The sequence below is a fragment of the Corynebacterium frankenforstense genome, from assembly GCF_030211955.1.
Taxonomy (GTDB): domain Bacteria; phylum Actinomycetota; class Actinomycetes; order Mycobacteriales; family Mycobacteriaceae; genus Corynebacterium; species Corynebacterium frankenforstense_A.
In genome coordinates this window covers 1-24,076 of record NZ_JASODI010000028.1, presented here as the reverse complement: position 1 = coordinate 24,076, position 24,076 = coordinate 1, and the positions used below count along the sequence as shown (strand labels likewise).

The 24,076-nt window shown below is 70.6% G+C and carries 23 protein-coding genes; 6 read left to right on the top strand and 17 right to left on the bottom strand.

Annotated elements, in window-relative coordinates:
* Positions 1-373: 373 nt before the first annotated feature.
* A complete protein-coding gene (locus QP119_RS11020; protein ID WP_284776156.1) occupies positions 374-748 on the bottom strand; it encodes a GntR family transcriptional regulator in 375 nt (124 codons plus the stop codon).
* Between the two features lie 262 nt (positions 749-1,010).
* On the opposite strand from QP119_RS11020, the gene QP119_RS11015 reads away from it, so the two are divergent.
* The gene (locus QP119_RS11015; protein ID WP_284776155.1) at positions 1,011-2,477 is read left to right on the top strand and encodes an NYN domain-containing protein; all 1,467 of its coding nucleotides are present in this window, start codon (positions 1,011-1,013) and stop codon (positions 2,475-2,477) included.
* Between the two features lie 97 nt (positions 2,478-2,574).
* Here QP119_RS11015 and QP119_RS11010 read toward each other — a convergent pair whose 3' ends face one another.
* Together QP119_RS11010 and trxA are read right to left on the bottom strand one after the other, a co-directional pair.
* Entirely contained in the window at positions 2,575-3,462 is an 888-nt protein-coding gene (locus QP119_RS11010) for a PspA/IM30 family protein (protein ID WP_284776153.1), read from the bottom strand.
* A gap of 297 nt (positions 3,463-3,759) precedes the next feature.
* Positions 3,760-4,146, bottom strand: coding sequence for a thioredoxin (gene trxA / locus QP119_RS11005; protein ID WP_075664700.1), 387 nt, complete (start codon positions 4,144-4,146; stop codon positions 3,760-3,762).
* A gap of 185 nt (positions 4,147-4,331) precedes the next feature.
* Here trxA and QP119_RS11000 point away from each other — a divergent pair, with 185 nt between their 5' ends.
* Positions 4,332-6,671: a heavy metal translocating P-type ATPase gene (locus tag QP119_RS11000; protein WP_284776151.1), complete on the top strand. Its 2,340-nt coding sequence runs from the start codon at positions 4,332-4,334 to the stop codon at positions 6,669-6,671.
* Positions 6,672-6,685: 14 nt separating this feature from the next.
* Here QP119_RS11000 and dnaB read toward each other — a convergent pair whose 3' ends face one another.
* The 9 genes from dnaB to QP119_RS10955 form a co-directional block, all read right to left on the bottom strand.
* Positions 6,686-8,191, bottom strand: a complete 1,506-nt coding sequence (gene dnaB / locus QP119_RS10995) for a replicative DNA helicase (RefSeq protein ID WP_284776150.1) — start codon at positions 8,189-8,191, stop codon at positions 6,686-6,688.
* A gap of 628 nt (positions 8,192-8,819) precedes the next feature.
* On the bottom strand, positions 8,820-9,272 hold the full coding sequence (rplI, locus tag QP119_RS10990) for a 50S ribosomal protein L9 (RefSeq protein WP_284776147.1): 453 nt from the start codon (positions 9,270-9,272) through the stop codon (positions 8,820-8,822).
* A gap of 48 nt (positions 9,273-9,320) precedes the next feature.
* Positions 9,321-9,935, bottom strand: a complete 615-nt coding sequence (locus tag QP119_RS10985) for a single-stranded DNA-binding protein (protein ID WP_075664705.1) — start codon at positions 9,933-9,935, stop codon at positions 9,321-9,323.
* Between the two features lie 91 nt (positions 9,936-10,026).
* Complete coding sequence (rpsF, locus tag QP119_RS10980) at positions 10,027-10,314, bottom strand: 30S ribosomal protein S6 (RefSeq protein WP_075664706.1); 288 nt, start codon at positions 10,312-10,314, stop codon at positions 10,027-10,029.
* Between the two features lie 240 nt (positions 10,315-10,554).
* Entirely contained in the window at positions 10,555-11,022 is a 468-nt protein-coding gene (locus tag QP119_RS10975) for a hypothetical protein (RefSeq protein ID WP_284776145.1), read from the bottom strand.
* Between the two features lie 65 nt (positions 11,023-11,087).
* Positions 11,088-11,276: a hypothetical protein gene (locus QP119_RS10970; RefSeq protein ID WP_284776143.1), complete on the bottom strand. Its 189-nt coding sequence runs from the start codon at positions 11,274-11,276 to the stop codon at positions 11,088-11,090.
* Entirely contained in the window at positions 11,273-12,808 is a 1,536-nt protein-coding gene (locus QP119_RS10965; RefSeq protein ID WP_423777806.1) for a glycosyltransferase family 87 protein, read from the bottom strand. The genes QP119_RS10970 and QP119_RS10965 overlap by 4 nt, the downstream gene beginning before the upstream one ends.
* 86 nt (positions 12,809-12,894) lie before the next feature.
* A complete protein-coding gene (locus tag QP119_RS10960) occupies positions 12,895-15,096 on the bottom strand; it encodes a transglycosylase domain-containing protein (protein ID WP_423777805.1) in 2,202 nt (733 codons plus the stop codon).
* A gap of 117 nt (positions 15,097-15,213) precedes the next feature.
* Complete coding sequence (locus QP119_RS10955) at positions 15,214-15,579, bottom strand: DUF5318 family protein (protein WP_284776139.1); 366 nt, start codon at positions 15,577-15,579, stop codon at positions 15,214-15,216.
* A gap of 325 nt (positions 15,580-15,904) precedes the next feature.
* Between QP119_RS10955 and QP119_RS10950 the strand changes: the two genes are divergently transcribed.
* From QP119_RS10950 to QP119_RS10940, 3 genes are all read left to right on the top strand, one after another.
* Entirely contained in the window at positions 15,905-16,366 is a 462-nt protein-coding gene (locus QP119_RS10950; protein ID WP_284776137.1) for a MarR family winged helix-turn-helix transcriptional regulator, read from the top strand.
* Positions 16,367-16,569: 203 nt separating this feature from the next.
* On the top strand, positions 16,570-17,547 hold the full coding sequence (locus tag QP119_RS10945; protein WP_284776135.1) for a universal stress protein: 978 nt from the start codon (positions 16,570-16,572) through the stop codon (positions 17,545-17,547).
* Positions 17,548-17,786: 239 nt separating this feature from the next.
* Positions 17,787-18,302, top strand: coding sequence for a hypothetical protein (locus QP119_RS10940; RefSeq protein WP_284776133.1), 516 nt, complete (start codon positions 17,787-17,789; stop codon positions 18,300-18,302).
* A gap of 180 nt (positions 18,303-18,482) precedes the next feature.
* Here QP119_RS10940 and QP119_RS10935 read toward each other — a convergent pair whose 3' ends face one another.
* The 4 genes from QP119_RS10935 to dps all read right to left on the bottom strand — a co-directional run bounded on the left by QP119_RS10935 (position 18,483) and on the right by dps (position 21,720).
* Positions 18,483-18,884 (bottom strand): antibiotic biosynthesis monooxygenase family protein, encoded by a 402-nt coding sequence (locus QP119_RS10935; RefSeq protein WP_284776131.1) that lies wholly within the window; start codon positions 18,882-18,884, stop codon positions 18,483-18,485.
* Positions 18,885-18,936: 52 nt separating this feature from the next.
* Positions 18,937-19,353 (bottom strand): aspartate 1-decarboxylase, encoded by a 417-nt coding sequence (panD, locus tag QP119_RS10930; RefSeq protein WP_284776129.1) that lies wholly within the window; start codon positions 19,351-19,353, stop codon positions 18,937-18,939.
* A 181-nt stretch (positions 19,354-19,534) separates the two neighbouring features.
* Positions 19,535-21,025, bottom strand: a complete 1,491-nt coding sequence (locus tag QP119_RS10925; protein ID WP_284776127.1) for a DUF1846 domain-containing protein — start codon at positions 21,023-21,025, stop codon at positions 19,535-19,537.
* A 203-nt stretch (positions 21,026-21,228) separates the two neighbouring features.
* Positions 21,229-21,720 carry a DNA starvation/stationary phase protection protein Dps gene (dps, locus tag QP119_RS10920; RefSeq protein ID WP_075664716.1) on the bottom strand — a complete coding sequence of 164 codons (492 nt, stop codon included), beginning with the start codon at positions 21,718-21,720 and terminating at the stop codon, positions 21,229-21,231.
* A 330-nt stretch (positions 21,721-22,050) separates the two neighbouring features.
* Here dps and QP119_RS10915 point away from each other — a divergent pair, with 330 nt between their 5' ends.
* Positions 22,051-22,935 carry an Fpg/Nei family DNA glycosylase gene (locus QP119_RS10915; RefSeq protein ID WP_284776125.1) on the top strand — a complete coding sequence of 295 codons (885 nt, stop codon included), beginning with the start codon at positions 22,051-22,053 and terminating at the stop codon, positions 22,933-22,935.
* A gap of 40 nt (positions 22,936-22,975) precedes the next feature.
* Here the strand turns inward: QP119_RS10915 and QP119_RS10910 are convergent, their stop codons facing one another.
* Positions 22,976-23,617, bottom strand: a complete 642-nt coding sequence (locus QP119_RS10910; protein ID WP_284776123.1) for a VanZ family protein — start codon at positions 23,615-23,617, stop codon at positions 22,976-22,978.
* Positions 23,618-24,076: the final 459 nt, after the last annotated feature.

Below are 24,076 nucleotides of genomic sequence, written 5' to 3'. Positions count from 1 at the left end.
CAGTGCCGGCGGACAAGCCACAAGAAACGCACCACAAAAAGTACATCAACACACTATCGAGTTCTCACACAACACAAACACGCTAGGTTCGCATCCGATCGGGATGCTTGCCGTTACGGTTCGGGGTGGCCAGTCGCTGTTTTCCTTCCGCCATCTCACCGCTGGATTCTCTCCGCGGCGGGGCGCTGTCGGTCGCGCTGACCCCCATCAATTTACACACGGCCCCGACACTTGCCAAATCCGCTGGCCAACGCGGTTTTTCACCTCCGCAAAAGCCCCGCTCAGCGCCCTGCACCCGCGAAGGCGCGCCACACCCCGGCGCGCGGCCGCCGATCAACGCCGCTCGCCCCACGCACTCACCGACTCAGAACACTCACCGGTACAGACCACGGCTCTCGGCGACGCGGTCGAGAAGCCCGTGCAGCTCCTCGCGCGACATCCCGAGGCGCACGGCCTCATCGACGGTGGGCGCCAGATACTGCTGGGCGAAGTCCCGGCCCCTGCGGGCCAGCACCCGCTCGCGTGCGCCGGCGGCGACGAAGGTGCCGATCCCGCGCCGGCGCTCGAGTACGCCCAGCTCCACGAGCATCGCCAGTCCCTTCCGCGCGGTGGCGGGGTTGACGGAGTGGAAGCGGGCGAGCTCGTTGGTCGAGGAGACCCGCTCCCCGACGGCGAGCTCTCCCTCGGCCACCGCATCCTCGATGAACCGGGCGATCTGCCGGAACAACGGTTGCGCCTGATCCTCCACGAGGCACCTCCCTCATCACCGTCCGCGCCCACAGATGCTTTCCACCACCCGCGGCAACGGGACTTCGTCCTTGGTTAGTTAGTCTAGTAACTAACCCCGGCCACGGTGCCCGTACCGTTGACGGCGACCCACGCGGCGTCGTCAATTTTTTGTGCCCTGCCCTGCGAAGACTCCGCAAGGCGTCGACGCGGGCGGCGGCGGTGGTGCATGCTGGGGGCAGAAACTGTCTTAGAACTCTCTTAGCGAACGGACTTTAGGAGCCATGCTTGAACGCACACTTGTCTTCGTCGACACCAGCTATCTGTTGGCGAGCTTCTACAATTCGTGGGAGACGGGGGCCCGCGCACAACTAGAGATCGACCTCCCCGACGTAGTGCACGTGCTCGGGGAGATGATCGAGAACCAACTGCACCAGCCCATCCACCGTCAGCTCTGGTACGACGGCATCCCCGACTCCGGCCCGCATCGCTACCAGCGCGCCCTGCGCACCTGTGACGGCGTGCAGCTGCGCGCCGGCCAGCTCATCGAGTGGGGCGAGCGGCGCACGCAGAAGGCCGTGGACACCCGGCTCGTCGCCGACATGGTGCTCGCCGCGGTCGACCAGCAGTGCTCGGACATCGTGCTGGTCTCCGGCGACGCGGACATGATCCCCGGCGTCAGCGAGGCCTCGCGGCGCGGCGTGCGCGTGCACCTCTACGGCTTCGGCTGGGACTCGATGTCCTCGGCGCTGCGCCACCACTGCGACACGACCACGATCCTCGACCCGCGCGAGGACTTCCACGACTCCATGCACCTCGAGGTCCTCGAGGGTCCGGTCCCGCCGGTGGTGCGCGAGCCCGCCGCGGGGGCGGAGGACGGGTCGGAGGACGACGACGGCGACTCCGTGCCCGGCGACGCGACCACGGGCGACCAGCCGCCGAGTACCTCGCCCGAGCGCCCCGAGGCGCCGGCCACCCCGACCGCCGCCGACCAGGAGGCGCAGGGCACCGCGTGCGCCGAGAGCGCCGGTGCCTCGATTGCCGACGCCGCACCTGCCGCCACGGGCGCGGACGCCTCGGCGTCCGGCGCGTCCGACGCCGCAGACTCCTCCGGTGCCGCCGCGTCCGGTGCCGCCTCCGCGGAGGCGGGCAAGCACGAAAAGGCGAAGGACGCCGGCGCCTCGGGTGAGGCCCCGAAGGAGACGGGCCCGGAGGGCAAGGAGCAGGCCGAGCAGCAGGGCCCGGAGGCTCAGGCTCAGCAGGCATCCGCCGCCGGGGCCGACGGTGCCGCGGCCGGGGCGGGCGAGGCCCCCGCGACCGCCGCCACGCACCCGAAGACCCCGGCACCCGACGCGGACTCCGCCGTCGAGCGCGACCTGGCCGGCGAGGCCAAGCCCAAGCCGAAGCCGCGCCCGAAGCCGTCGATGATGGCGCCGAAGCGCCGGCTGCGCTCGCGCTACGTGCCGCTGCCCAACGAGGTGTGGGCCTCGGCGGGCTTCCAGACGCCGTTCGACGTCGGCCAGCAGTACGCGACCTGGTGGTACGAGAACGCCGCCACCGGCGAGCAGCGCGACCAGGCCCACATGCTCTCCGGGGGCGGGCTGCCGCCCGAGGTGGACCGCCCGCTGCTGCAGTTCGCCTGCGAGACGCTGCACGAGTACACGCTCAGCGACAAGCAGCGCGTGAACCTGCGCGACGGCTTCCACGCCGGCATCCGCGGCCTGCTCATCAACGTCCGCCGCCAGAACTGACGCGTCCGGACTGAGAAGGCGAAAGCGCCCCGGTGAGAACCGGGGCGCTTTTCTCGTGCGCTGCGGCCGGGCCGCCCCTCCGGGCCCGGCGCGCCGGCTAGCGGGCGGCGTCCTCGCCGGCGTCGGTGGCTGCGTCCTTGGCCGCGTCCTCCGCGTCGGCCGCGGCATCCGTGGCGTCGGTCGCCGAGTCGGCGGCCCCGGCGGCGTCCTCGGTCTCGGCGTCGACCGGGGCGTCGGCACCGGCGGTGAGCTCGCCGCGCTCCTCGCTGCCGAGCTCCGCGCGGATCTGGGCCAGCCGGTCGGCGGCGCGCATGTCGTTGCCGGCCTGCGCGATCTCGCTCATCCGGTCGGTCACCGAGTTGCGGGTCAGCTCCTGGGCGCCCAGGGCGTCGGCGTAGCGGCGCTCGATCTTGTCGCGCACATCGTCGAGGGTGGGCACCGAGTCGTCGCCGCCGACGGTGTTCATGCTGTCGAGGGCCTGGGTGGAGGCCTCCTGCATCCGGGTCTGGTCGACCTGGGCGCGCAGCTGGTCGATCTGGGAGAGCTGCTCCTTGAGGCGGGCCTCGGACTCGGCCTGCTGGCGGCGGGCCTGCTCGGCGGCCTGGGCGGCCTGGGTCTGCAGGGTCGCGGTCTCCTCGACCTGCTGCTCGACGGCGACGAGCTGGGTGGCGAAGACCTCGGCGGTCTCGTTGAGCTGGCGGGTCTTCTCCGCGTCGCCGGCGGCGGAGGCCTTGTCGGCCATCTGCACCGCCTGGCGGGCCTTGTCCTGCAGGTCGGCCTGGTCCTTGCGCAGGCGGTCCAGCTTCATCGCCAGCTGCTTCTCGTTGCCGATGACCGAGGCGGCCTGCTTCGAGATCTCCGCGTGGCGGCGCTTGGCCTCCTCGGTGGCCTGCTGGATCTGCACCTTGGGGTCGGCGTTCTCGTCGATCTTCTGGTCGAACGAGCTCATCAGGTACTTCCAGCCCTTGCTGAAGGGATTTGCCACGGTGGTCAGCCTTTCTGTTTCACTCGCCGCACGCCCGGCGCGCGGCCACGCCCGCGTAACGGGGCTCATGCACCGACGATTCTACGTGCGCTTTCGCCCATGCGCCGCACGAAATGTGAGGTCGCACGCCCGCAGCACCCCCGGTCCGCCGCACCGACCCGGCGCCGGCCCCGCGTCGACCCCGCGCCGGTCCCTCGTCCGCCCCGCGCCGGCGCCTCCCGGGCGCACCGGCCCGGGGACGCGAACCGCCGCCCGGAACGGGTCCGGGCGGCGGTGCGGTGCCTTGCGGCAGGGGACTTACTTGTCGCCCTGCTGGTCGGCCTGCGCGTTCTGCTCGGCGACCTGGCGGCGGACATCGTCCATGTCCAGGCCCTTGACCTGGTTGACCAGGTCCTCGAGGGCGGCCGGGGGCAGGGCACCGGAGTCGCGGTAGACCATGATGCCGTCACGGAAGGCCATCAGGGTCGGGATCGCCTGGATCTCGAGCGCGGCGGCCAGGTTCTGGTTGGCCTCGGTGTCGAGCTTGGCGAAGGTGACGTCCTCGTGCTTGTCCGAGGCCTTCTCGTAGGTCGGGGCGAAGGCGCGGCAGGGACCACACCACGAGGCCCAGGCGTCGACGAGGACGATGCCCTCGCCGGTCACGGTCTTCTCGAAGGTGTCTTCGGTCACGTCAATGGTCGCCATGGTCGGGGCGCCTCCTAAAGATTTGGGTTCATGTTCCTCGCGGAGCCTCACCGGTTCCGCGTCGGGCAACCTCAACAACGTTGAGAGGTTACGCCTTATTCCGCCCCGAATCCTATAGGCCCCCGCCCGGCCCATGCAGCCCGCCACCCTTGCCGTATACCCCCCGGGGGTATAAAGTCCGGGGTATGACGACAGCGCAGGCACCAGGACAGGACGCGAGCGCCCAGGCCCACATCGACCTCGGCGTGACCGGCATGACGTGCACGTCGTGCTCCAGCCGCGTGGAGCGCAAGCTCAACAAGCTCGACGGCGTGACCGCCAGCGTCAACTTCGCCACCGAGACCGCCGGCGTCGACTACGACCCCGCGCAGACCACCCCGGCCGACCTGATCGGCGTGGTCGAGAAGACCGGCTACGGCGCCTTCCAGCTCAGCGGCTCCGGCACCGGCGACGCCGCGGACGCGGGCGCCGCCCAATCCACCGCCGACGGTGCGGGAAGCATCCAGGCGGCGGGCGCGACGTCGGCAAGCGGAGGCGGCACCGACGCAATCTCCCGGGCCCGTGACGCCCACGCCGACTACCTGCGCACACACCTCATCGGCGCGGCCGTCCTCAGCGTGCCCGCCGCGGTGCTCTCGATGGTGCCCGCCCTGCAGTTCGACCACTGGCAGTGGCTCGTCTTCGCGCTGGTCAGCCCCGTGTACTTCTGGGCCGGCTGGCCGTTCCACAAGGCGACGGTGACCAACCTGCGCCACGGCGCGTTCACCATGGACACGCTGATCTCGCTGGGCACCACGGCGGCCTACCTGTGGAGCCTGTGGGCGCTCTTCCTCGGCGACGCGGGCGATCCCGGCATGCGTATGCACATGTCGATCACCGCGCACGCCGGCGCCGGGATGGACGAGATCTACCTCGAGACCGTCGGGGTGGTGATCACGTTCCTGCTGCTCGGCCGCTGGTTCGAGACCCGGGCGAAGGGGCAGAGCTCCGCGGCGCTGCGCGAGCTGCTCGACATGGGCGCCAAGGAGGCCGCCGTCATCCGCGACGGGGTCGAACAACGCGTGGCCGTCGAGGCGCTGCGCGTCGGCGACACCGTGCTCGTGCGCCCCGGCGAGAAGATCCCCGCCGACGGGCGCGTGACCGACGGCTCCTCGGCCGTCGACGAGTCGATGCTCACCGGCGAGTCCGTGCCCGTCGAGGTCACCGCAGGCGACCAGGTCACCGGTGCCACACTGAACACCTCCGGGCGCCTGCTCGTCGAGGTCACCCGCCTCGGCGAGGACTCCACGCTGGCCCAGCTGGGTCGGCTGGTCACCGCCGCGCAGGCGAAGAAGGCGCCCGTCGAGCGGCTCGTCGACCGCATCACCCAGTGGTTCGTGCCCGCCGTCATGGCCGTCGCCGTGGTCACGCTCGTCTGGCACCTGGCGGCCAGCTCCGGCACGGCCGACTCCTTCGCCGCCGCCGTCGCCGTGCTCATCATCGCCTGCCCCTGCGCGCTGGGCCTGGCCACCCCGACCGCCCTGCTCGTGGGCACCGGCCGCGGCGCGCAGCTGGGGCTGCTGATCAAGGGCCCCGAGATCCTCGAGTCCACCCGCCGCGTCGACACGATCGTCCTCGACAAGACCGGCACCGTGACCACCGGCGAGATGGCGCTCGACTCCGCCACCGGGCTCGGCGGGCTCAGCGACGAGGATGCGCTGCGGCTGGCCGCCGCCGTCGAGGCCGGCTCCGAGCACCCCATCGGGCGCGCGATCGTCGCGGGCTTCTCCGGCACCTTGCCCGCGGCCGACTCGTTCTCCGCCACCGCCGGCCACGGCGTCGAGGCGAGCGTCGAGGGCCACCGCGTGCGCGTCGGGCGGCCGGTGCGCGGAGAGCTTTCCGACGCCGCGTGGGAACTGGTCGCCGCAGCCGAGGACGCGGGCGCGACCCCCGTGGCGCTCTTCATCGACGACGCCGCCGCCGGCGTGCTCACGGTGCGCGACACCGTCAAGGACTCCTCGGCCGAGGCCGTGGGCGCCTTCCGCGAGCTGGGGCTTGAGCCGGTGCTGCTGACCGGCGACAACGCGGGTGCGGCCCGCGCGGTGGCCGGCGAAGTGGGCATCGACAGGGTCATCGCCGGGGTGCTGCCTGACGAGAAGGTCGGCGAGGTGGAGAAGCTGCAGGCCGCCGGGCGCACCGTGGCGATGGTCGGCGACGGGGTCAACGACGCCGCCGCGCTGGCCACCGCGGACCTGGGCCTGGCCATGGGGGCGGGCTCGGATGTGGCCATCGAGGCCAGCGACATCACCCTGATGAACGACGACCCGCGCTCGGCCGCCGACGCCATCCGGCTCTCGCGACGCACGCTGGGCACCATCAAGGGCAACCTGTTCTGGGCCTTCGCCTACAACGTCGCCCTGATCCCGGTCGCCGCCCTCGGCCTGCTCAACCCGATGTTCGCCGGGATCGCCATGGCGTTCTCCTCGGTGTTCGTGGTGAGCAACTCGCTGCGGCTGCGCGGCTTCCGCTCGGCCTTCGCGCGGTAAGGGGGCACCGGCGCCTACCCGCGCGCCATGTCCACGAAGCGGGAGCAGCGCAGCTGGTGGGCCACCGTGATCGTGTCGATCGGGCCGCCGCGGTGCTTGGCCAGGATGATGTCGGCCTCGCCGGCGCGCTCGTTGTCCTTGTCCTGGGAGTCCGGGCGGTAGAGCAGCATGACCATGTCGGCGTCCTGCTCCAGCGAACCGGACTCACGCAGGTCGGCCAGCTGCGGGCGCTTGTCCGTGCGCGACTCGGGGCCACGGTTGAGCTGCGAGATCGCCACGACCGGCACGTCGAGCTCCTTGGCCAAGAGCTTGAGCTGACGGGAGAACTCGGAGACCTCCTGCTGACGGGACTCGACCTTCTTGCCCGAGCTCATCAGCTGCATGTAGTCGAGCACCACCAGCTTCAGGTCGTGCTTCTGCTTGAGGCGGCGGGCCTTGGAGCGGATGTCCATCATCGTCATGTTCGGCGAGTCGTCGATGAACAGCGGGGCCTCGGAGATGTCGCCGACGCGGTTGGCCAGGATCTGCCAGGCCTCCTCGTCCATGCGTCCCGAGCGCATGTCCGCCAGGTTGATCTCCGTCTCCGCGGAGAGCAGGCGCATGACGATCTCGGACTTCGACATCTCGAGAGAGAAGATCACCGAGGTCATGCCGTGCTTGATCGAGCAGGAGCGGGCGAAGTCCAGAGCCAGGGTGGACTTGCCCACACCCGGTCGGGCCGCGACGATGATCATCTGCCCGCCGTGCAGGCCGTTGGTCACCGAGTCGAGGTCGATGAAGCCGGTGGGCACGCCCATGGCCAGGCCGCCGTTGGCGGTGATCTCGTCCATCTCGTCGAGGGTGGGCTGCAGGATGTCGGCCAGCACCGCGTAGTCCTCCGCGGAGCGGTCGTTGTTGATCGCGAAGACCTCCTGCTGGGCCATGTCGACCACGGCGTCGACCTCGGCGCCCTCGGAGCCCTCGTAGCCGAGCTGGACCACGCGCGTGCCGGCCTCGACCAGGCGGCGCAGCGTGGCCTTCTCGTCGACGATCTCGGCGTAGTAGCGCGCGTTGGCGGCCGTGGGCACCGAGGAGATCAGCGTGTGCAGGTACGGCGCGCCGCCCACACGGTCGAGCTCGTTCTGGCGGTCCAGGCGGCCGGCCACGATGACCGGGTCGATGTCCTTGGACTCGGCGAACAGGTCGATGATCGCCTTGTAGATCAGCGCGTGGGCCGGGTGGTAGAAGTCGTCCGGCGTGAGGATCTCGACGATGTCGAGCACCGTGTTGGGGCTCAGCAGCATCGCGCCCAGCACGCCCTGCTCGGCCTCGCGGTCGTGCGGGGGCTGGCGGAAGCCGGAGTTGCCCGCGCGCGAGTCGTCGAAGGCGGGCCCGCCGTACTCGGCGCGGCGCCGCCCGGGCGCACCGGAGCGCCCGCGACCCGAGGAGCGCGGGAAGTCGTCCTCGGGCTCGGGCGGGGCCGCCGGCGTCGGCGGCAGCGCCTGGTCGTCGAAGCTTGCCTCCGAGCTGGACGGGCTCATCGCTCTCCTATTCCGGGCCGCCCCCGCGGCCCTCGCACTGCTCCCCCGGACCCGCCGGCGGGCGGGTCCTCCAACGCCCGCAACATTACCCGTAGGCCACCTGTCGACATACCACACGGGCTCGCCCGCGAGGGTGGAAAATGCCTCACAGACCGACGTTATCCACAGATCGATCCACAGGGGTTGTGCACAACTCCCCATCGGCCGAGTGCGGCTTGTGGAGAACGTGTGGAGCGCATGGGGAGAACTCGCCGACGCGGCGGTCGCGACCAGGCCTTTTGGACATCACCGCAGGTCAGCGCGTTCTGTCGGATATCTCACCCCCGACCCGCCACCCCCGGAATCCGCGCCCGCGCGCGTTTGACGCGGCACACGGCAGGTGATAGTCGCATGAAATCGCCGTGAACGAGGTGAAGATCCGGTGAGCCGGCGCGTATTCATCCCCAGTCATCCACAGCCCCGCACAGGCGCGGGCGCGCCGAACCCGCCACACGGCCGCCCGGCCCGGCCCCGCACGCCCGCCCCGAGACAGACCACGGCCCCCGACGCGTCCCATTCGGGATGCGGCGGGGGCCGGGTCCGCTGTTGTCGTTGGGCGCCTCACAAGGCGCCGTCGTGCGCGCGCGTGTTAGGCGGCGACGACCTCAAAGTTCAGGTTCGCGGCGATGTCCGGGTGCAGCTGGACGCGCACCGTGTACTTGCCGGTGGTCTTGATCATGGTCTTCGGCAGCTCGATGGCGCGCTTGTCCAGCGCGGGGCCGCCGACGGCACGCACAGCGGCGACGATGTCGTCGCGCTTGACGGAGCCGAAGAGCTTGCCCTTGTCCGAGGTGCGGACGGAGACCTTGACGTTGTCGAGCTTGTCGACCTGCTCGCGGACCTCTCGGGCGTGGTCCAGATCGCGGATGGCACGGGCCTCCTGGGCCCGCTTGATGCCCTCGATCTGCTTGAGCGCCCCACGGGTCGCCTGGATCGCCAGGCTGCGCGGAAGCAGGTAGTTACGTGCGTAGCCGTCACGCACCTCGACGACGTCGCCTGCGTCGCCCAGGTTCTCGACGGCGGCGGTGAGGATCAGCTTCATGATCCCTGCCTTTCGTTCAAGAGGAATGGTGGGTGATTCGCGGCTGGTCTAGAACGGCGGGTCATCGTCGCCGCCGCCGAACTGTCCGCCCACGGGCGGGGCCGAGTTCCAGGGGTCGTTGTCCTGCCCCTGGTTCGACTGGCCGCCGGGGTTCTGGCCGGACGGCTGGGGCTGGTTGCCCCCGCCGAAGCCGCCCTGCGGGGCCTGGCCGAAGCCGCCCTGAGGCGCTCCGCCCTGACCGCCGGAGCGGTTCTGGCCGCCGCCGAAGCCACCGCCGTATCCCCCGCCGCCTTCGCGGGGATTGCGGGTGACCTGGGCGGTCGCGTACTTGAGGGAAGGACCGACCTCGTCGACCTCGATCTCGTAGACCGTGCGGTTCTCGCCTTCGCGGGTCTGGTAGGAGCGCTGGCGCAGCCGTCCGTTGACGACGACGCGCATGCCCTTGGACAGGCTCTCGGCGACGTTCTCCGCGTACTGGCGCCACACGTTGCAGGTGAGGAACAGGCCCTCACCGTCCTCCCACTGGCCGGTGTCGCGGTTGTAGAACCGCGGCGTGGAGGCCACGCGGAAGCTGGCGACGGGGATGCTCGACGCGGTGAAACGCAGTTCGGGGTCGGCGACGAGGTTGCCGACGATGGTGATCGGGGTGTCTCCCTGAGCCATGGTGGTTCAGACCTTCCTTCAAGCTTTCATCGGGCAGTTCGGTACCGCGCCGGCTCCGGGCCGGCGCGTCGTTCTACACCAGTGTGCCGCTTTACTTGTCGGTGCGCAGAACCTTCGTGCGCAGGGTCGCGTCGTTGAGGGAGACCAGGCGGTCAAACTCGTCGACGGTCGCCGGCTCGCACTCGAGGTTGACGACGACGTACACGCCTTCCTCGTGCTTCTGGATCGGGTAGGCGAGGCGACGCTTGCCCCACACATCCACCTTCTCGACGGTGCCGTTCTCCTTGCGGACAACCTCGAGGTACTTCTCCAGGGACGGGGCAACGTTGCGCTGATCCTGGCTCGGATCCAGGATGATCATGATTTCGTAGTGACGCACGGGACCTCATCACCTCCTATGGTCTGGTAATCGAATTTCGGCCACACCCGGTCGGGTGGGGCAGGAGGGTCGCCTGCGTCAGGCAACCCGACAAGGGTAGCGCATCGGGGCCGAAAAAAGTAATCCGCCCCGGTCAGGGAGCGGACCTTCGATTGCCGACGTCGCGCCTCGCACCGCCGGCGGTTTCCGTGCGGGTGTGCGGGCCCGCGCGGGCGCGCGGGCCGGGTGCCTCTCGGGGCCTTAGGCGTCGACGTCGACGACGGTGCCGTCGGGCAGGATCTCGACGTCGATCTCCTCGACGTCGATCTCCCAGACGCCGTCGTCGAGCTCGGCGGTGCCGCAGCCCTGGGCGACGACGTCGCGCACGCGCTGCTCGTCGAGGCCCTCCTCGGCCATGTCGTTGCGGGCCTCGTCGGAGAAGGAGGCGACCTCGCAGGGTGCCGGGTCGCCCGGGGAGGCACCCTGGGCGGCGGCGGACCCGGCGCCGGCCGTCTCAGTGACGGTCTCCTGGGCGTCGTCGGCGTTGTCATCGCGGTCGTCACGGTCGTCGGAGTTGTCGTCGCCGGCGGCCGCGGTGGTCACGGTGGCGGTCTCGGTCACGGTCTCGTCGGTGCCCCCACCGGAGCAGACGGAGAGCAGGGGCAGGGCGATCACGGCGACGCCGGCGACGGCGGCGCGGGAGAACTTGGTCAGCGAGTTAGTGGTCATGTCCGCCACGCTACGTATTCGGCGCCGAAACGTCAGGGCGCGGGCTCTCCCGGGTGCCCCCCGCCCTAGTTGTTGACCGAGGCGTAGAAGACGGCGATGCCGACCGGGATAACGGTCACGCACACGAACGCCAGCCCGCCGAGCAGCCACACCCACTTGCGTGGCTTGCCGTACATGAACAGGGCGAAGGCGCCGAGCAGGCAGAAGAACGCGATCAGCACGGAGCAGACGGTCACCCACATCACGGAACTCACCGACCCACCTCCTCTCCGGTGTCGGTGCCGGCGGCGTCGGAAACCTCGGAGCCCCAGCACCCGCGCACGGTCGGGTCCTCCTCGACGGCCCACCCGGCGCGCCCGCCGGAACGGCGGGCGCGCGCGGCGACCCACGGGGCGTCGTCAATCCCGAAGGGGCCGGCGAGGACGTCGACGCCGCGGTGGGCGGCGAGCACGCGGTCGCGGGAGCGGCCGAGCATCTGGCGCACGACGAGCACCGCCATCGCGACGATGAAGCCGTCACGGGCGAGGATGAGCAGGTTGAACATCTCGGCGGGGATCTTGTTGCCCTCTTCGGCGCCGATGAAGATCATCGTCGCCGGCCACATGAGCAGCTCGAGGGTCATCCAGGTCAGCAGCAGGCGCCAGCGCGGCAGCGCGAGGACGGCCGGGACCACCAGCCACAGCGAGTACTGCGGCGACCAGACCTTGTTGAACAGCAGGAAGGCCGCGACGATGAGGAAGACCAGCTCGGCCACCCGCGGGCGGCGGCGCGCCGCCAGGCCCAGCAGGGCGACGGCCAGGCACGCGCCGGCGAAGAGGACGAAGGAGGCGGTGTTGAGGAAGCCGACGCTCAGGTCCACCCCCGTGACGCGGGTGAAGACCTGGTAGATCGTGGTCCACTCCGCGCCGCGGGTGCTGTTGAGGCGGTTGAACTCGCCCCAGGCCTCCGGGTGGGCGAGCATGACCGGCAGGTTGACCGCCAGCCACACCACCGCGGCCGCGCCCGTCATCGCCAGGAAGGGCCGCCAGCGGTTCGAGCGCACCGCGAGCACCAGGAACGCGCCGAGCAGGAACAGCGGCCAGAGCTTCACGGCCGTGCCCACGCCGATCCACACGCCGGCCCACACCGGCGCGTCGCGCTTGACGGCCACGAGTGCCGCGACGGCGCACAGGATCGAGGGTATGTCCCAGTTGGTGAACGCGTGCATGACGATCACCGGCGAGGCGGCGACGAGCACCACGTCCCAGACACGGTTGCCCGCCAGCTCGGCGACCAGGCGGATGACCACCAGCCACATGCAGGCGAGCACGAGGGCGGTCAGGGTGAAGTACCAGGAGGCCTCGGGGACGTCGAGGAGCAGGCGCACCACCGGGAAGGTGTAGTGCGCGACGGCACCGAGGATCGCCTGGAACCACCCGGCGAGCACCGGGTACTCCATGTAGCGCAGCCGGCCGTCCTCGGACCAGGAGTAGGCGTAGGGGTCGCCCGGATCGTCGAGGCCGCGCCCGGAGTACAGCGGCAGGATGTCGTTGTAGCAGGCCGACATGTAGGGCCGGTTGCCCGACCAGTTCACGCCCGTCTCGGCGGTGCCGAACAGGCAGTTGGCCTTCGACAGGTAGCCGAGGGCCAGGAAGGTCAACGCCAGGGTCAGCAGCACGCGCAGCGGGGTCCACCAGCGCTGGCGGCCGATCAGGGCGCGCCGGCCGACGGGCCCGCCGAGGCGCTCGATCACACCGCGGGCGACGGGCTCGGTGCGGGCGGGCTGCACGCGCGCAGCCGGGCGCACGACGCGGGCCGCCGGGTCCGCGGACGCCCCAGCGCGCGCCCCGCCGCGCCGCGCCGCCGCGCCCGGCGCGGGGCTCGACGTCTCACTCAGAACGGCAGCAGCTCCTCGGGCACCTCGAGCTCGGGCAGCTCCGGCGGGGCCGGCTGGTCGCCGTTGGGGTCACCGCCGGGCACCGGCTCCGGCGCCGGGCCGGGCTCGGGCGCGGGCTCCGGCTCCGTGGCCTCCGGCGAGGGCGCCTCGCTGGTCGGGGTGGCCGAGCCGGTGTCGGCCTGGGTGGCCGGCGGCGTGTAGGCCGTGTTGTAGTTGCCCTCGCCCCAGGTGACGGGCTTGGCCTGCGGGAAGCTCTCGATCTCCTGGTTCTGGAGGGCGCCGTCCATGGTGGACTTCCAGATGTCCGAGGGCATCCCGGAGCCGTACATGTAGATCGGCGAGTTGTCCACGGTGCCCACCCACACGGCGGTGGACAGCTGCGGGGTCGAGCCGACCATCCAGGCGTCCTTGTTGCTGCCCGTGTCGCCGAGCTGCGTGGTGCCGGTCTTGGCGGCCGAGGGCCGGCCGTTGGCCAGCACGTGGCCGTTGGAGTAGGCCGCGATCGGCTGCATGGCCTGGATGACGTTGTCGGCCACGGTCTCGTTGACGCGGCGCTCGCCGCCCTTGTCCTCGAACTCGTAGAGGACCTCGCCGGTGGCCGTCTCGACCTTGCTGACGAAGTGGGGCTGCTGCCAGACACCGCGGTTGGTCAGGGTGCCCAGCGCGACGGCCATGTCGAGCGGGCGGGACTGGTACTGGCCGAGCACGATGCCCTCGTAGGGGGTCTGGCCGTTCTCGGTCAGGGTCTCCGGCACGCCCGGGATCGAGCGGGCCACGCCCAGGGCGTGGGCCATGTCCGCGGTGTCCTGGGTCTTGTTCTCCAGGTCGTCCTGCAGGCGGATGAAGCTGGTGTTCAGCGAGCGCTTGAGCGCCTCGGAGATCGAGCAGGTGCCGCAGCTCTCGCCGCCGACGTTGCCGACGGGGATGCCGCCGGGCAGGGTCACCGGCTCCGAGGCGTACGCCGCCGACAGCGGGATGCCCTGCTGCAGGGCGGCGGCCAGGCCGAAGATCTTGAAGGTCGAGCCGGTCTGCAGGCCGGCGTTGGCGTAGTCCCAGCCGGAGGGGTCCTCGCCGCCGTAGTAGGCGCGCACGGCACCGGAGCGCGGGTCGACGGAGACCACGGCGGTGCGCAGGCTCTCGGCGGCGCCCTCCATGTTGCCGTAGACGGCGTCGAGGGCGGCCTGCTGGGCCTGCGGGTCGATCGTGGTGGTCACACGCAGACCGCGGGTGGTCACGTCCTCCTCGGTCAGGCCGACGGTCTCCAGCTCGGAGATGACCTGGTTCTTGATCATGCCGTTGGGCCCGGAGGCCTCGGTGTACGCGGAGTAGTTCGCCGGGTCCTGGACCTCGGGGTAGACGGCGGCGGCGCGCTGCTCGGCGGGGACGGTGCCGGACTCGACCATCCCGTCCATGACGTAGTTCCAGCGGGCCTCGGACTCCTCGCGGTTGACCCACGGGTCCAGCTCGCTGGGCCGCTGGATGGCCGCGGCGAGCACCGCGCCCTCCTCCGACGTCAGGTCGGAGACGTGCTTGTCGAAGTAGGCGTTGGCCGCGGCCTCCACGCCGTAGGCGTTGCGCCCGAAGTAGACGGTGTTGAGGTAGGCGGCCAGCACCTCCTCCTTGGTCCACTCGTTGGCCATCTTGGTGGAGTAGACCAGCTCGCGGGCCTTGCGCGCCAGGGAGTGCTCGTTGCCCACCAGCGCGTTCTTGACGTACTGCTGGGTGATCGTCGAGCCGCCGCCGGCGGAGGCGTCACCGGTGATCTGGCCGAGCACCGCGCGGCCGAAGCCGGTGATCGAGAAGCCCGGGTTGGTCCAGAACTCCCGGTCCTCGGCGGCGAGCACCGCGTCCTGCACACCCTGCGGGATCTCCTCCAGGGCGACCTGGCGGCGGTTGCCGTCCGGCGGCACGATGCGCGCCAGCTCGGTCTCGTTGTCGGCGGCGTAGATCTGCGAGACCTGCGCGCTCGTCAGCTCCTCCGGCTCGGGCACGTCCGCAAGCAGGTAGGCGACCATGAAGCCGAGGATCGGCAGGATGACGACGGCGGCCAGGATGCCGCCGGTCCACTTCACCCAGCTGCCGCGCCCGCCGCCGGGCTTCTCGAGGCTACGCGCGCCGCCCTTGCGACGGCCTTCCTTCGCCCTGGACGTCGCCGGCGTGGCGCCGGGCCTGTTCTCTTCTGACACGTTGGTCCCCATCACTTCGCACGGCACGACGCGCGGGCCGGGGCCCCGGCGCGCCGTGTACACACTTCCCCCAAGAGATTACGTCCCCCTTTCCGTGGGGTCGAACGGCGGCACCACGGCGCGCGCCGCTCAGCGCTGAGGTACCGCGACCCCTGACTCGAGAAGGTGATTCCAGACACACCGCGGGCAGACCTCCACGAGGTGGACGCCGACCTCCCCCAGCTCGGCGACGAGCGCCTCGAGTTCCCGGCGCCCGCGCGCGGTCCCGGCGCGCTCGCCGAGTTCGTCGCCGTAGACGAAGCGCACCTCGCGAAGCTCGTCCGAGCCGCACACCGGGCAGGCCCGGCCGGCCTCCCGGCCGTGGAAGCGCGCGGCGGCGACCAGGCGCGCGTCGGCGCCACAGGCCGCCTGCCTGCGCAGTTGCCCGTCGCGCAGCGCCGCGAGCACGCGCGCGCGACGCACCCGGTGGCTGACGGGACGGACGATCTCGAACATGCCCACCAGCCTAACCCCGTGTGCGTACCCGCCCCCTTTGCTTGACGACGTCCCGCTTGCCGACGCCTGCGCACACCCCGTCGCCGTGGGCGCGGGCGCCGCCCGGAGGGCGGCGCAGGGGGGCGCCTGCGGCGCCCCCTTTTAAACGGTGCGGGAACCGGGCGCGGCGGCCGGCGGGGCGTCGGCAAGCGGGGGTGAGCAGGGGAGGCTTTTGCGGGGCAACCTGAAATTAGATAGGCATACTGTAGGAAATGTAGTATTCAGGTGATCGCCGCCGCCCCCGGTCCCCGCGCGGCGCGGCACCCGTCGACGTCGAAGGTAGGGCATGAACGCTTTGACCCCCGAGATTATCGCCCGGCGAATGCGTCCGGCGCTGACCAAGCTGTACGTGATGTACTTCCGGGTCGCGGAGCAGTCGGACCTGACCGGGCCGCAGCTGTCCATCCTGTCGCGGCTCTCGGAGAACGGCCCCTCGCGCATCAGCCAGATCGCCCGCGAGGAAGGCATCCGCATGCCCACCGCCTCGAACGCGCTGCACCAGCTCGAGCAGCGCGGCATGGTCGAGCGCCTGCGCGACACCACCGACCGCCGCGGCGTGCGCGTGCGTCTGACCGACCACGGCGCCGAGGAGCTCAAGCGCGTCGGCGAGGAGCGCAACGCCTACTTCGCCGACCTCCTGCGCAGCCTCGACGAGAAGGACCTCGAGGTCGCCGACCAGGCCGCCGACGTGATCAACCGGCTGGCCGAGGCCTACGGCAACCGCGTCGGGGACTCCGGCAACCACTAGGGGCTGAGCACGGGGGCTGCGGCCGGATGGTGCGGCCGGGCCCTGCGGGGCGAAAAAGTGGACGCCTCTGGCACGGGGGCGGTGCGCGCCCGCGTAATCTGAGGCCAGGCGGAGTCGTACCCGCGACCTTCCGCGCGCCGGTGCCGGGGTGAGTGCCCCGCCGCGGCGACCTCCACTTTCCCGACACATCAAACACCTCACGTATGGCAGACGCTTCCGGGTCGGAGATCCGACCCACCCAGTTGACTGAGCCGGACGACCGGTCCACCCGCGTCCTCATCGCACTGCGACCGGACTCGCAGCCGCGCGACGCCGTCGAGTTCGCGGCCTGGCTGGGCCGCACCGCGCCCGTGACCGTGCGGGCGGTGACCACCTTCGTGCGCCCCTGGCCGGCGACCTCTCTGAAGAAGATGGGCGGCAAGTACGGCAAGTGGTTCTCCCGGGAGGCCAAAGCCGCCCGCCGCCGCGTCGAGCAGGCCCTTTCCGAATCCGGCATCCCCGAGGAGATGTGGGACGACAAGGTCGCCGTCTTCGCCGACGGCCCCTCCGAGCACGCGCTGATCACCGCCGCGGCCGAGGACTTCGACGCCGACGTCATCGCGCTGGACTCCGACGCGACCGCGCCGAAGGGCCGGTTCTTCGTCAGCTCCACCGCCGACGCCCTGCTGCACTCCTCGCCGCGGCCGGTGTGCCTGTCCCCCCGCAAGGTCAAGCTGTCCAAGAAGGGCGTGCGCCGGGTCAACTTCGCCTTCCTCGAGGGCGAGTTCGACCCGGAGGACCCCGCGCTGCTGCGCTCAGCCGGCCGGGCCCGGGCGTGGGGCGTGCCGCTGCGCGTGCTCGCCTTCTCCCCCACCGGGATCTCCGACACCCCGCTCGAGGACAGCCTGGATCTCTCCCGCGAGCTCTCCGCGGACTGGCGGGAGCACTCGCTGGCGATGCTCGACCGGGTGCGCGACCGCATCGCCGCGGCGATGCCGGACCTGGAGCTGGAGAGCTCCGTGGCCACCGGCAACGGCTGGGGCGGCGCCGTCGACGCGCTGAAGTGGAAGAAGGGCGACCTGCTGTGCCTGGCGTCGAACCCGCTGGGCCCCTTCGAGCGGGTCTTCGTGGGCTCGGCGACCTCGGCGTTTTTGCCGCACGTCGGCGTGCCGGTGGTCATCTTCCCGATGCGGCGGTCGTAGCTGGCGGCCGAGCCGGCGGGGCGGCGCGCACTCCGCGATCCCGCTGCCCGGCGCCGGCCGTTCCCGATCCTCCCCGCCGACCCAGCAAGGCCCCGTATAGCAAGGGCACGCTTTGCCGGGTCGAAACCCGCCCTTGCTTTACGCGGCCTTGCCGGGTGGACGCCCTCTGTGCCGTACGCGGGGAGTTCCGGGTACCGGGTGGCCTTGACATGCCCGGGGTGTGGGTAGAATCCGGGGGTATGAGTGAGGAAGATTTCTCCTGGCGCCGCGGGCGGGAACGCGAGCGTGAGCACCCGGAGAATGACCTGATCGCGGACGCGGACCGCTACAACAAACCGCGCCCTGAGGCGCACAGCTTCGACGAGCTCGCCGACGAGCCGGACCCGTACCTGCAGGCGCAGGCCAACCGCCGCTCCACCCGCCAGGCGTGGCTGTGGTTCGCCGGCACCGTCATCCTGTCCTTACTGGTGTCCTTCGTGCTGGCCATGACCTCCCGGCTCAGCGGCGGCGAGTACTGCGAGGCCGGGCTCAACACGTGGCTGTGCTCCCGGCGCTGGGAGCTGATCTGGTCGCTGGGCTCGTGCGTGGTGCCGATCGGTGGGATGATCGGCTGCGGCATCATCATGGTGCGCAAGCTGCAGCGCTACATCCGCTGGGGCAGCTGGATGGGCGCGTTCTGGTTCCTGGTGCCGCACGCGATGCTGTGGATGACCACGGTCGGCCAGGTCGCGATCCTGGGCACTCACCCGGCCTAGAGCCCGCAAGCCCCCCCCGGCGCCGGCCTAGAGTCTGCAGCGCCGGCCCCGACCCAGAGCCGTCGGGCACAACGCAGCCCCCGTGCGGGAGAGCATCCCGGACGGGGGCTGAGGTCTGCGCCGGGCGGTCCCGGCGCGGCGCCGCGATCGGGCGCCGGCCGGCACAGCTGCGGGGAGCGCCTACTTGGTGGAGTCGAGGACCACGTCGAACTCGAGGACCTCGGACTTCACGGCCGCGGGGCGGCGGGCGGTGTCACCGGACTCCGAGGACTCGGAGGCGCCGTGGGACTCGCCGCCGGAAGCGTGGACGTCGTGGGTGCCGTGGCCGGTCTTGTTCGCGTCGGCGACGTCGCCGTGGCTGTGGGCGAAGTCCTGGCCGTGGACCCAGTCGTCGTAGGACTTCTCGTCGGCCCACCAGGTGACCACGAAGTAGCGGTCCTCACCGGCGGTCGGGCGCAGCAGCTGGAAGCCCTCGAAACCGGGCTGGTCGTCGACGGCGTGCAGGCGGTGGCTGAAACGCTGCTCGAGCGTCTCTCCGGCGCCCTCGGGAACGGTCAGTGCGTTGATCTTGACGATGCTCATGCCTCCGAGACTACCTGCGCGGGCGCCCTCGAGGCAGGGCCCGCGGAACCGGCTACCGGGTCGAGACCTGGTCGCTCGCCCCGGGCACGGCCTTGGCGGGGTCGTTGCCGACGGCCACGATGCGGTTGTCCGCGTCGACGTGCACGATCTTCGGCTCCCAGGCACGCACCTCCTCCTCGGTGCCCTGCACGTAGCTCATGACGATCACGAGGTCACCGGGCTTGACCAGGTGCGCGGCCGCGCCGTTGATGCAGATGCGCCCGTCGCCGGCGGCCTCGGGGGCGTCGGGGATGACGTAGGTCTCGAGGCGGTTGCCGTTCTCGATGTCGACGACGGCGACCTTCTCACCCTCGATGAGCCCCGCGGCGTCGCAGAGCTCGGGGTCGATGGTGATCGAGCCGACGTAGTGCAGGTCGGCCTGGGTGACGGTGGCGCGGTGGATCTTCGCGCCGAGGACGGTTCGCAGCATGGTTGTCCTTTGTGGTCGGGGCCGGGGCGCGCGCCCCGAAACGCCGCTAATGGTAGTGCGCGTCACCCATAAGGGGACAATTGACGACGTCGCGCGCCCCCGGCGCGCGGTTCCCGCGCCGTGGCTGCGCGGTACCGCCCACGGGGATGGGCGCGGCGTCGTCAATCGAGGGCGCGGGCGCCTAGCTCTTGCGGTAGAGCTGCTTCTTCCAGTACTTCGGCTCGCTGGTGACCTGCATGTTCAGGCTGCGGAAGATGCCGGAGTCGACGGAGCCGAGGATGGTGGTGGTGTGCACGTCGCAGCCGGCGAGGTTCTGCAGCTCGGCGAGCGCGCGGCGGGCCTCCTCGGAGGCGGCGGCGGAGACCGACAGGGCGATGAGCACCTCGTCGGTGTGCAGGCGCGGGTTGCGCGAGCCGAGGTGCTCGGTCTTGAGCGTCTGGATCGGCTCGATGGCCTCCGGGGAGAGCAGGTGCAGCTCGCGGTCGATGCCGGCGAGGTGCTTGAGCGCGTTGATGAGCATGCCGGCCGACGGGCCGAGCAGCTGGGTGGTCTTGCCGGTGACGATGGTGCCGTCGTGCAACTGCATCGCCGCGCCCGGCTGGCCGGTCTTCTCCTCGATCGCGAGTGCCGGGGCGACCACCGCGCGGTCCGAGGTCGAGCAGCCGGCCTTGGCCATGATCACGGCGGCGCGGTCGGAAAGCGTGGTGTCCTCGGTGCCGGAGCGGGCCTCGTCGACGAGCGCCTTGTAGTAGCGGCGGATGATCTCCTGGACGGAGGCGGCACGGCAGGCGGCGTCGTCGCTGATGCAGTAGCCGGCCATGTTGACGCCCATGTCCGTCGGCGACTGGTAGGGCACGGTGCCGGTCACGCGCTCGAGCATGGACTTGAGCAGCGGGAAGGCCTCGACGTCGCGGTTGTAGTTCACGGTGGACTCGCCGTGGGCCGACAGGTGGAAGTGGTCGATGACGTTGACGTCGTCGAGGTCGATGGTGGCGGCCTCGTAGGCGAGGTTGACCGGGTGCTCCAGCGGCAGGTTCCAGATCGGGAAGGTCTCGAACTTGGCGTAGCCGGCCTTCACGCCGCGCTGGTTCTCCTGGTAGACCTGCGACAGGCAGGTCGCCAGCTTGCCGGAGCCGGGGCCCGGGGCGGTGACGACGACGAGGTCGCGGGAGGTCTCGACGAACTCGTTGCGGCCGAATCCCTCCGGGGAGACGATGCGGTCGACGTTCGAGGGGTAGCCCTCGATGACGAAGTGGCGGTGGACCTTCAGGCCCAGGTTGGTCAGGCGCTCGGCGAACTCGACGGCCTCGGCGTTGGTCTCCTCGAACTGGGTGATCACGACGTTTTCGACGAGGAAGCCGCGCTCGCGGAAGGCGTCGATGAGGCGCAACAGGTCCTCGTCGTAGCTGATGCCGAGGTCCGCGCGGACCTTCTTGCGCTGGAGGTCCTTGGCGCCGATGCAGGGCAGGATCTCGAGTTCGTCGCGCAGCTGCTCGAGCATGGCGATCTTCGTGTCCGGGTCGAAACCGGGCAGCACGCGCGAGGCGTGGAAGTCGTCGAAGAGCTTGCCGCCCATCTCCAGGTAGAGCTTTCCCCCGATGTCCCCACGGCGGGCGATGATGTGTTCTGACTGCAGGCGGATGTACTTCTGACGGTCAAATCCCAGGTCCATGGGACCTTTATTCTAGTCCAGCGCGGGGACCGCGGCGGTAATTACGGAGGTGGGGCGCGTTAAAGCGCGCGTGGGGCGCGTGAAAGCGCGCAAAAGACCCCGGGTGACCCTTCTTCAGGGTCGCCCGGGGTCTGGCGCTTCAGGCTCAGGCCGCCTCACGCCGTCACTGCCACGGCGGGCGGGCTGTCAGAGGGGAAACGGACTTAGATGTTGCCGTTCTCGTCCTCGATGTGGGCGCGCAGGAACCACTGGAACTTCTCCAGGCCGGCGGCCTCGGAGATGTAGATATCCTCGGTGATCGGGTCGATGTCGCCGGCCTCGGCCAGGGACTCGCGCAGGCGCTCGATGACGGTGGTGTACAGCTCGGCGAGCTTGCGGATGTGCGACTGGGTGTCGGCCTTGTTCAGGTCGTACTGCAGCGGGGTGCGGCCCTCGGCGTGGCCGGCCGGGGTGCCGATCGGCTCGCCACCCAGGGCGGCGATGCGCTCGGCGACCTCGTCGGCGTAACCACGGACCTCCTCGACCTGCGGGTCGATCATCTCGTGGACACCGATGAAGGACGGGCCGGTGACGTTCCAGTGCACGTGCTTCAGGATCAGGTGAAGGTCGTTGAAGTCGGTCAGACGCTCCTGCAGCCCATCAATGAGCTTCTTGGCGTCGTTTTCGTTGATTCCGGGAACAGTGAAATTCGACATGCCCTCAGTATAACGCGAGTTTGGTTTCGGGCTACGCCTCAAAGGCTTACGTAAGAAGTTAAAGGGGTGCCTAACCTGCGTTTATTGGGTTTTCGTGGTGATATGACTACATTGATAGACATTGCGAGATGTCCGGTCGGGCACTTTCAGAAATGTCCGTTTTCCCGTACTTAACGACGTCCCTTCAGCCACCCCCGTTGCGGGGTGGCCCTGGGCCGCCGGCCAGCGGGCGGGCGACCCGGGAGCGGTCGCGCGCTCGCATGGGCGCCCCGGGCACGGTCGCGTGCCCGCGCGGGCGCAGACAGTCATGCGAGAACGAAAGGAGCCGTGATGCCGGAGGGACACGTCATCCACCGCCTCGCGAGTCAGTTGACCGAGGCGTTCGGCGGCCGCGAGGTGGAGGTCTCCTCGCCGCAGGGCCGCTTCGCCGCCGAGGCCGCGCAGCTCGATGGCACGGTGCTGCGCTCCGCCGAGGCGTGGGGCAAGCACCTCTTCATCGACTTCTCCCCCGCCGCGTCGACTGCGGACGGCGCGCCCGCCGACGCCGCCGCGCCCGTCGGCTCCGGCACCCGGCTCCCCCGCTCCGTCGTGCACATCCACCTGGGGCTGATCGGCAAGTTCAACCTCTCCCCCTTCGCCGAGCCGGTCGGCCAGGTCCGGCTGCGCATCGGCGACGCGGACGAGACGGTGGCCGCCGACCTGCACGGCCCGCAGTGGTGCCGCCTGCTCAGCGTCCCGGAGAAGGAGGCCGAGATCGCCAAGCAGGGCGCCGACCCCCTGCGCGCCGACGCCGACCCCTCTGCGACTTTCGCCAAGGTGGCCCGCTCCCGGCGTGCCATCGGGGCACTCCTGATGGACCAGAAGCTCTTCGCCGGGGTGGGCAACATCTACCGCGCCGAGACCCTCTTCCGCCTCGGCGTCTCCCCCTTCACCCCGGGCCGTGACGTGCCCGCCCCCGTACTCAAGGCGATCTGGGCGGACCTGGTCGAGCTCATGGCCGTCGGAGTGGACCGCGGCCGCATCGACACGGTGCGCCCCGAGCACACCCCCGAGGCCATGCACCGCGCCCCGCGCAAGGACGACCACGGCGGCGAGGTCTACGTCTACCGCCGCGCCGGCCAGCCCTGCCTGGTCTGCGGCACCCCGGTCGAGCAGAGGGTGATGGACGGCCGCAACCTCTTCTGGTGCCCGTCCTGCCAGCCCGACCGGCGCTGAAGACCGGCGCGCCCCCGGCGCGCCGCCCACGCCGGGCCTGTCAGTTCGCGCCGGGGGCGGGTGGCGCGGGCGTCGTCAATTGGCGGGCGGAGGCGGTCTCGACGACCTTGTCCGGGTCGCCGAGGCGCTGGCCGAGCAGCACCAGCACCACGAAGGCGACCACGGCCGCCGCCGTGACCAGCACGAGCAGCCAGCGCCACCGTCGCCCGCCGAGGCCGGCGAGCCACACGCCGAGCACCGCGCCGAGGGTGTTGAAGATCAGGTCGTCGACGTCCGTGCGCCCGAGGCCGAAGATGAACTGCGAGACCTCGATGCACAGCGAGAACGCGAATCCCGTCCACACCGCGACACGCAGGGGGTTGAGCGTGGCGAGCCGGCCGCCGCGGGCCGCTGCGTTGTAGGCGATACGCTCGACCGCGATGGCGACCAGCCAGCCGACGGGCACGAAGAAGGCGAGGTTGCCCACGGCGTCGAAGATCGGGGAGAACCAGGTCTTCGCGGTGAAGAAGTCCTCGAAGGGGATCAGCCGCAGCTCACGGACGCGCTGCTTCTCCGGGTTCCACAGGTAGCCGATCGCGAAGAACGCCTTGAGCGTGGTCAGCGAAAGGACGACCGCCGCGTACGGCAGCAGGCATGCGATCACGGGCCCGAGCGGCAGCGGGCGGTGAGCGGGTCTGGACATGGGGCACAGCTTAGCGGCGTCGCGGGGTGGCGGTCGGATGCCGAGCTGGTGCGCTCGTCTGGGCTGGGGAGGGTGGCTGGCTAGTCGCCGGGGCGGGTGTTGGGGCGGTCTCCGGGGCCGATGTCAGAGTGTGCGACCGCGGCGTCGCGCATTCTGCCCCCCGATTTTCGGCGAGGCTGTGACTTGCGTGTTTTCGCATAACGGTCGTGGGACCGTCAGAGTGTGCGACCGATCCGTCGCACTATCTGACACCTGCCAGCCCTCCTGAGCACCTCCCGGCACCTCCGGCGCTTCCGGTGCCTCCCGCCGTCGCGGCGACCCCTAGAAACCACCCCGCGCACCGCACGACAGAAAAACCCCGGACCGTCACCCGCGTGGGATTTGAACTAGCCCCCGAAAGTTGGACTGGTTTAATTCTAAGCGGTTAGGGGTTCAAGGGTCTGATTCCGATATTGCATC

What these genes read in the sequence shown, in the direction of transcription:
- QP119_RS11015 (WP_284776155.1), top strand. Translation starts at nt 1,011, where the DNA reads ATGCTTGAACGCACACTTGTCTTCGTCGACACCAGCTATCTGTTGGCG.
- trxA (WP_075664700.1), bottom strand. Translation starts at nt 4,146, where the DNA reads ATGGCGACCATTGACGTGACCGAAGACACCTTCGAGAAGACCGTGACC.
- QP119_RS11000 (WP_284776151.1), top strand. Translation starts at nt 4,332, where the DNA reads ATGACGACAGCGCAGGCACCAGGACAGGACGCGAGCGCCCAGGCCCAC.
- dnaB (WP_284776150.1), bottom strand. Translation starts at nt 8,191, where the DNA reads ATGAGCCCGTCCAGCTCGGAGGCAAGCTTCGACGACCAGGCGCTGCCG.
- rplI (WP_284776147.1), bottom strand. Translation starts at nt 9,272, where the DNA reads ATGAAGCTGATCCTCACCGCCGCCGTCGAGAACCTGGGCGACGCAGGC.
- QP119_RS10985 (WP_075664705.1), bottom strand. Translation starts at nt 9,935, where the DNA reads ATGGCTCAGGGAGACACCCCGATCACCATCGTCGGCAACCTCGTCGCC.
- QP119_RS10975 (WP_284776145.1), bottom strand. Translation starts at nt 11,022, where the DNA reads ATGACCACTAACTCGCTGACCAAGTTCTCCCGCGCCGCCGTCGCCGGC.
- QP119_RS10960 (WP_423777805.1), bottom strand. Translation starts at nt 15,096, where the DNA reads ATGGGGACCAACGTGTCAGAAGAGAACAGGCCCGGCGCCACGCCGGCG.
- QP119_RS10955 (WP_284776139.1), bottom strand. Translation starts at nt 15,579, where the DNA reads ATGTTCGAGATCGTCCGTCCCGTCAGCCACCGGGTGCGTCGCGCGCGC.
- QP119_RS10950 (WP_284776137.1), top strand. Translation starts at nt 15,905, where the DNA reads ATGAACGCTTTGACCCCCGAGATTATCGCCCGGCGAATGCGTCCGGCG.
- QP119_RS10945 (WP_284776135.1), top strand. Translation starts at nt 16,570, where the DNA reads ATGGCAGACGCTTCCGGGTCGGAGATCCGACCCACCCAGTTGACTGAG.
- QP119_RS10940 (WP_284776133.1), top strand. Translation starts at nt 17,787, where the DNA reads ATGAGTGAGGAAGATTTCTCCTGGCGCCGCGGGCGGGAACGCGAGCGT.
- QP119_RS10935 (WP_284776131.1), bottom strand. Translation starts at nt 18,884, where the DNA reads ATGAGCATCGTCAAGATCAACGCACTGACCGTTCCCGAGGGCGCCGGA.
- panD (WP_284776129.1), bottom strand. Translation starts at nt 19,353, where the DNA reads ATGCTGCGAACCGTCCTCGGCGCGAAGATCCACCGCGCCACCGTCACC.
- QP119_RS10925 (WP_284776127.1), bottom strand. Translation starts at nt 21,025, where the DNA reads ATGGACCTGGGATTTGACCGTCAGAAGTACATCCGCCTGCAGTCAGAA.
- dps (WP_075664716.1), bottom strand. Translation starts at nt 21,720, where the DNA reads ATGTCGAATTTCACTGTTCCCGGAATCAACGAAAACGACGCCAAGAAG.
- QP119_RS10915 (WP_284776125.1), top strand. Translation starts at nt 22,051, where the DNA reads ATGCCGGAGGGACACGTCATCCACCGCCTCGCGAGTCAGTTGACCGAG.
- QP119_RS10910 (WP_284776123.1), bottom strand. Translation starts at nt 23,617, where the DNA reads ATGTCCAGACCCGCTCACCGCCCGCTGCCGCTCGGGCCCGTGATCGCA.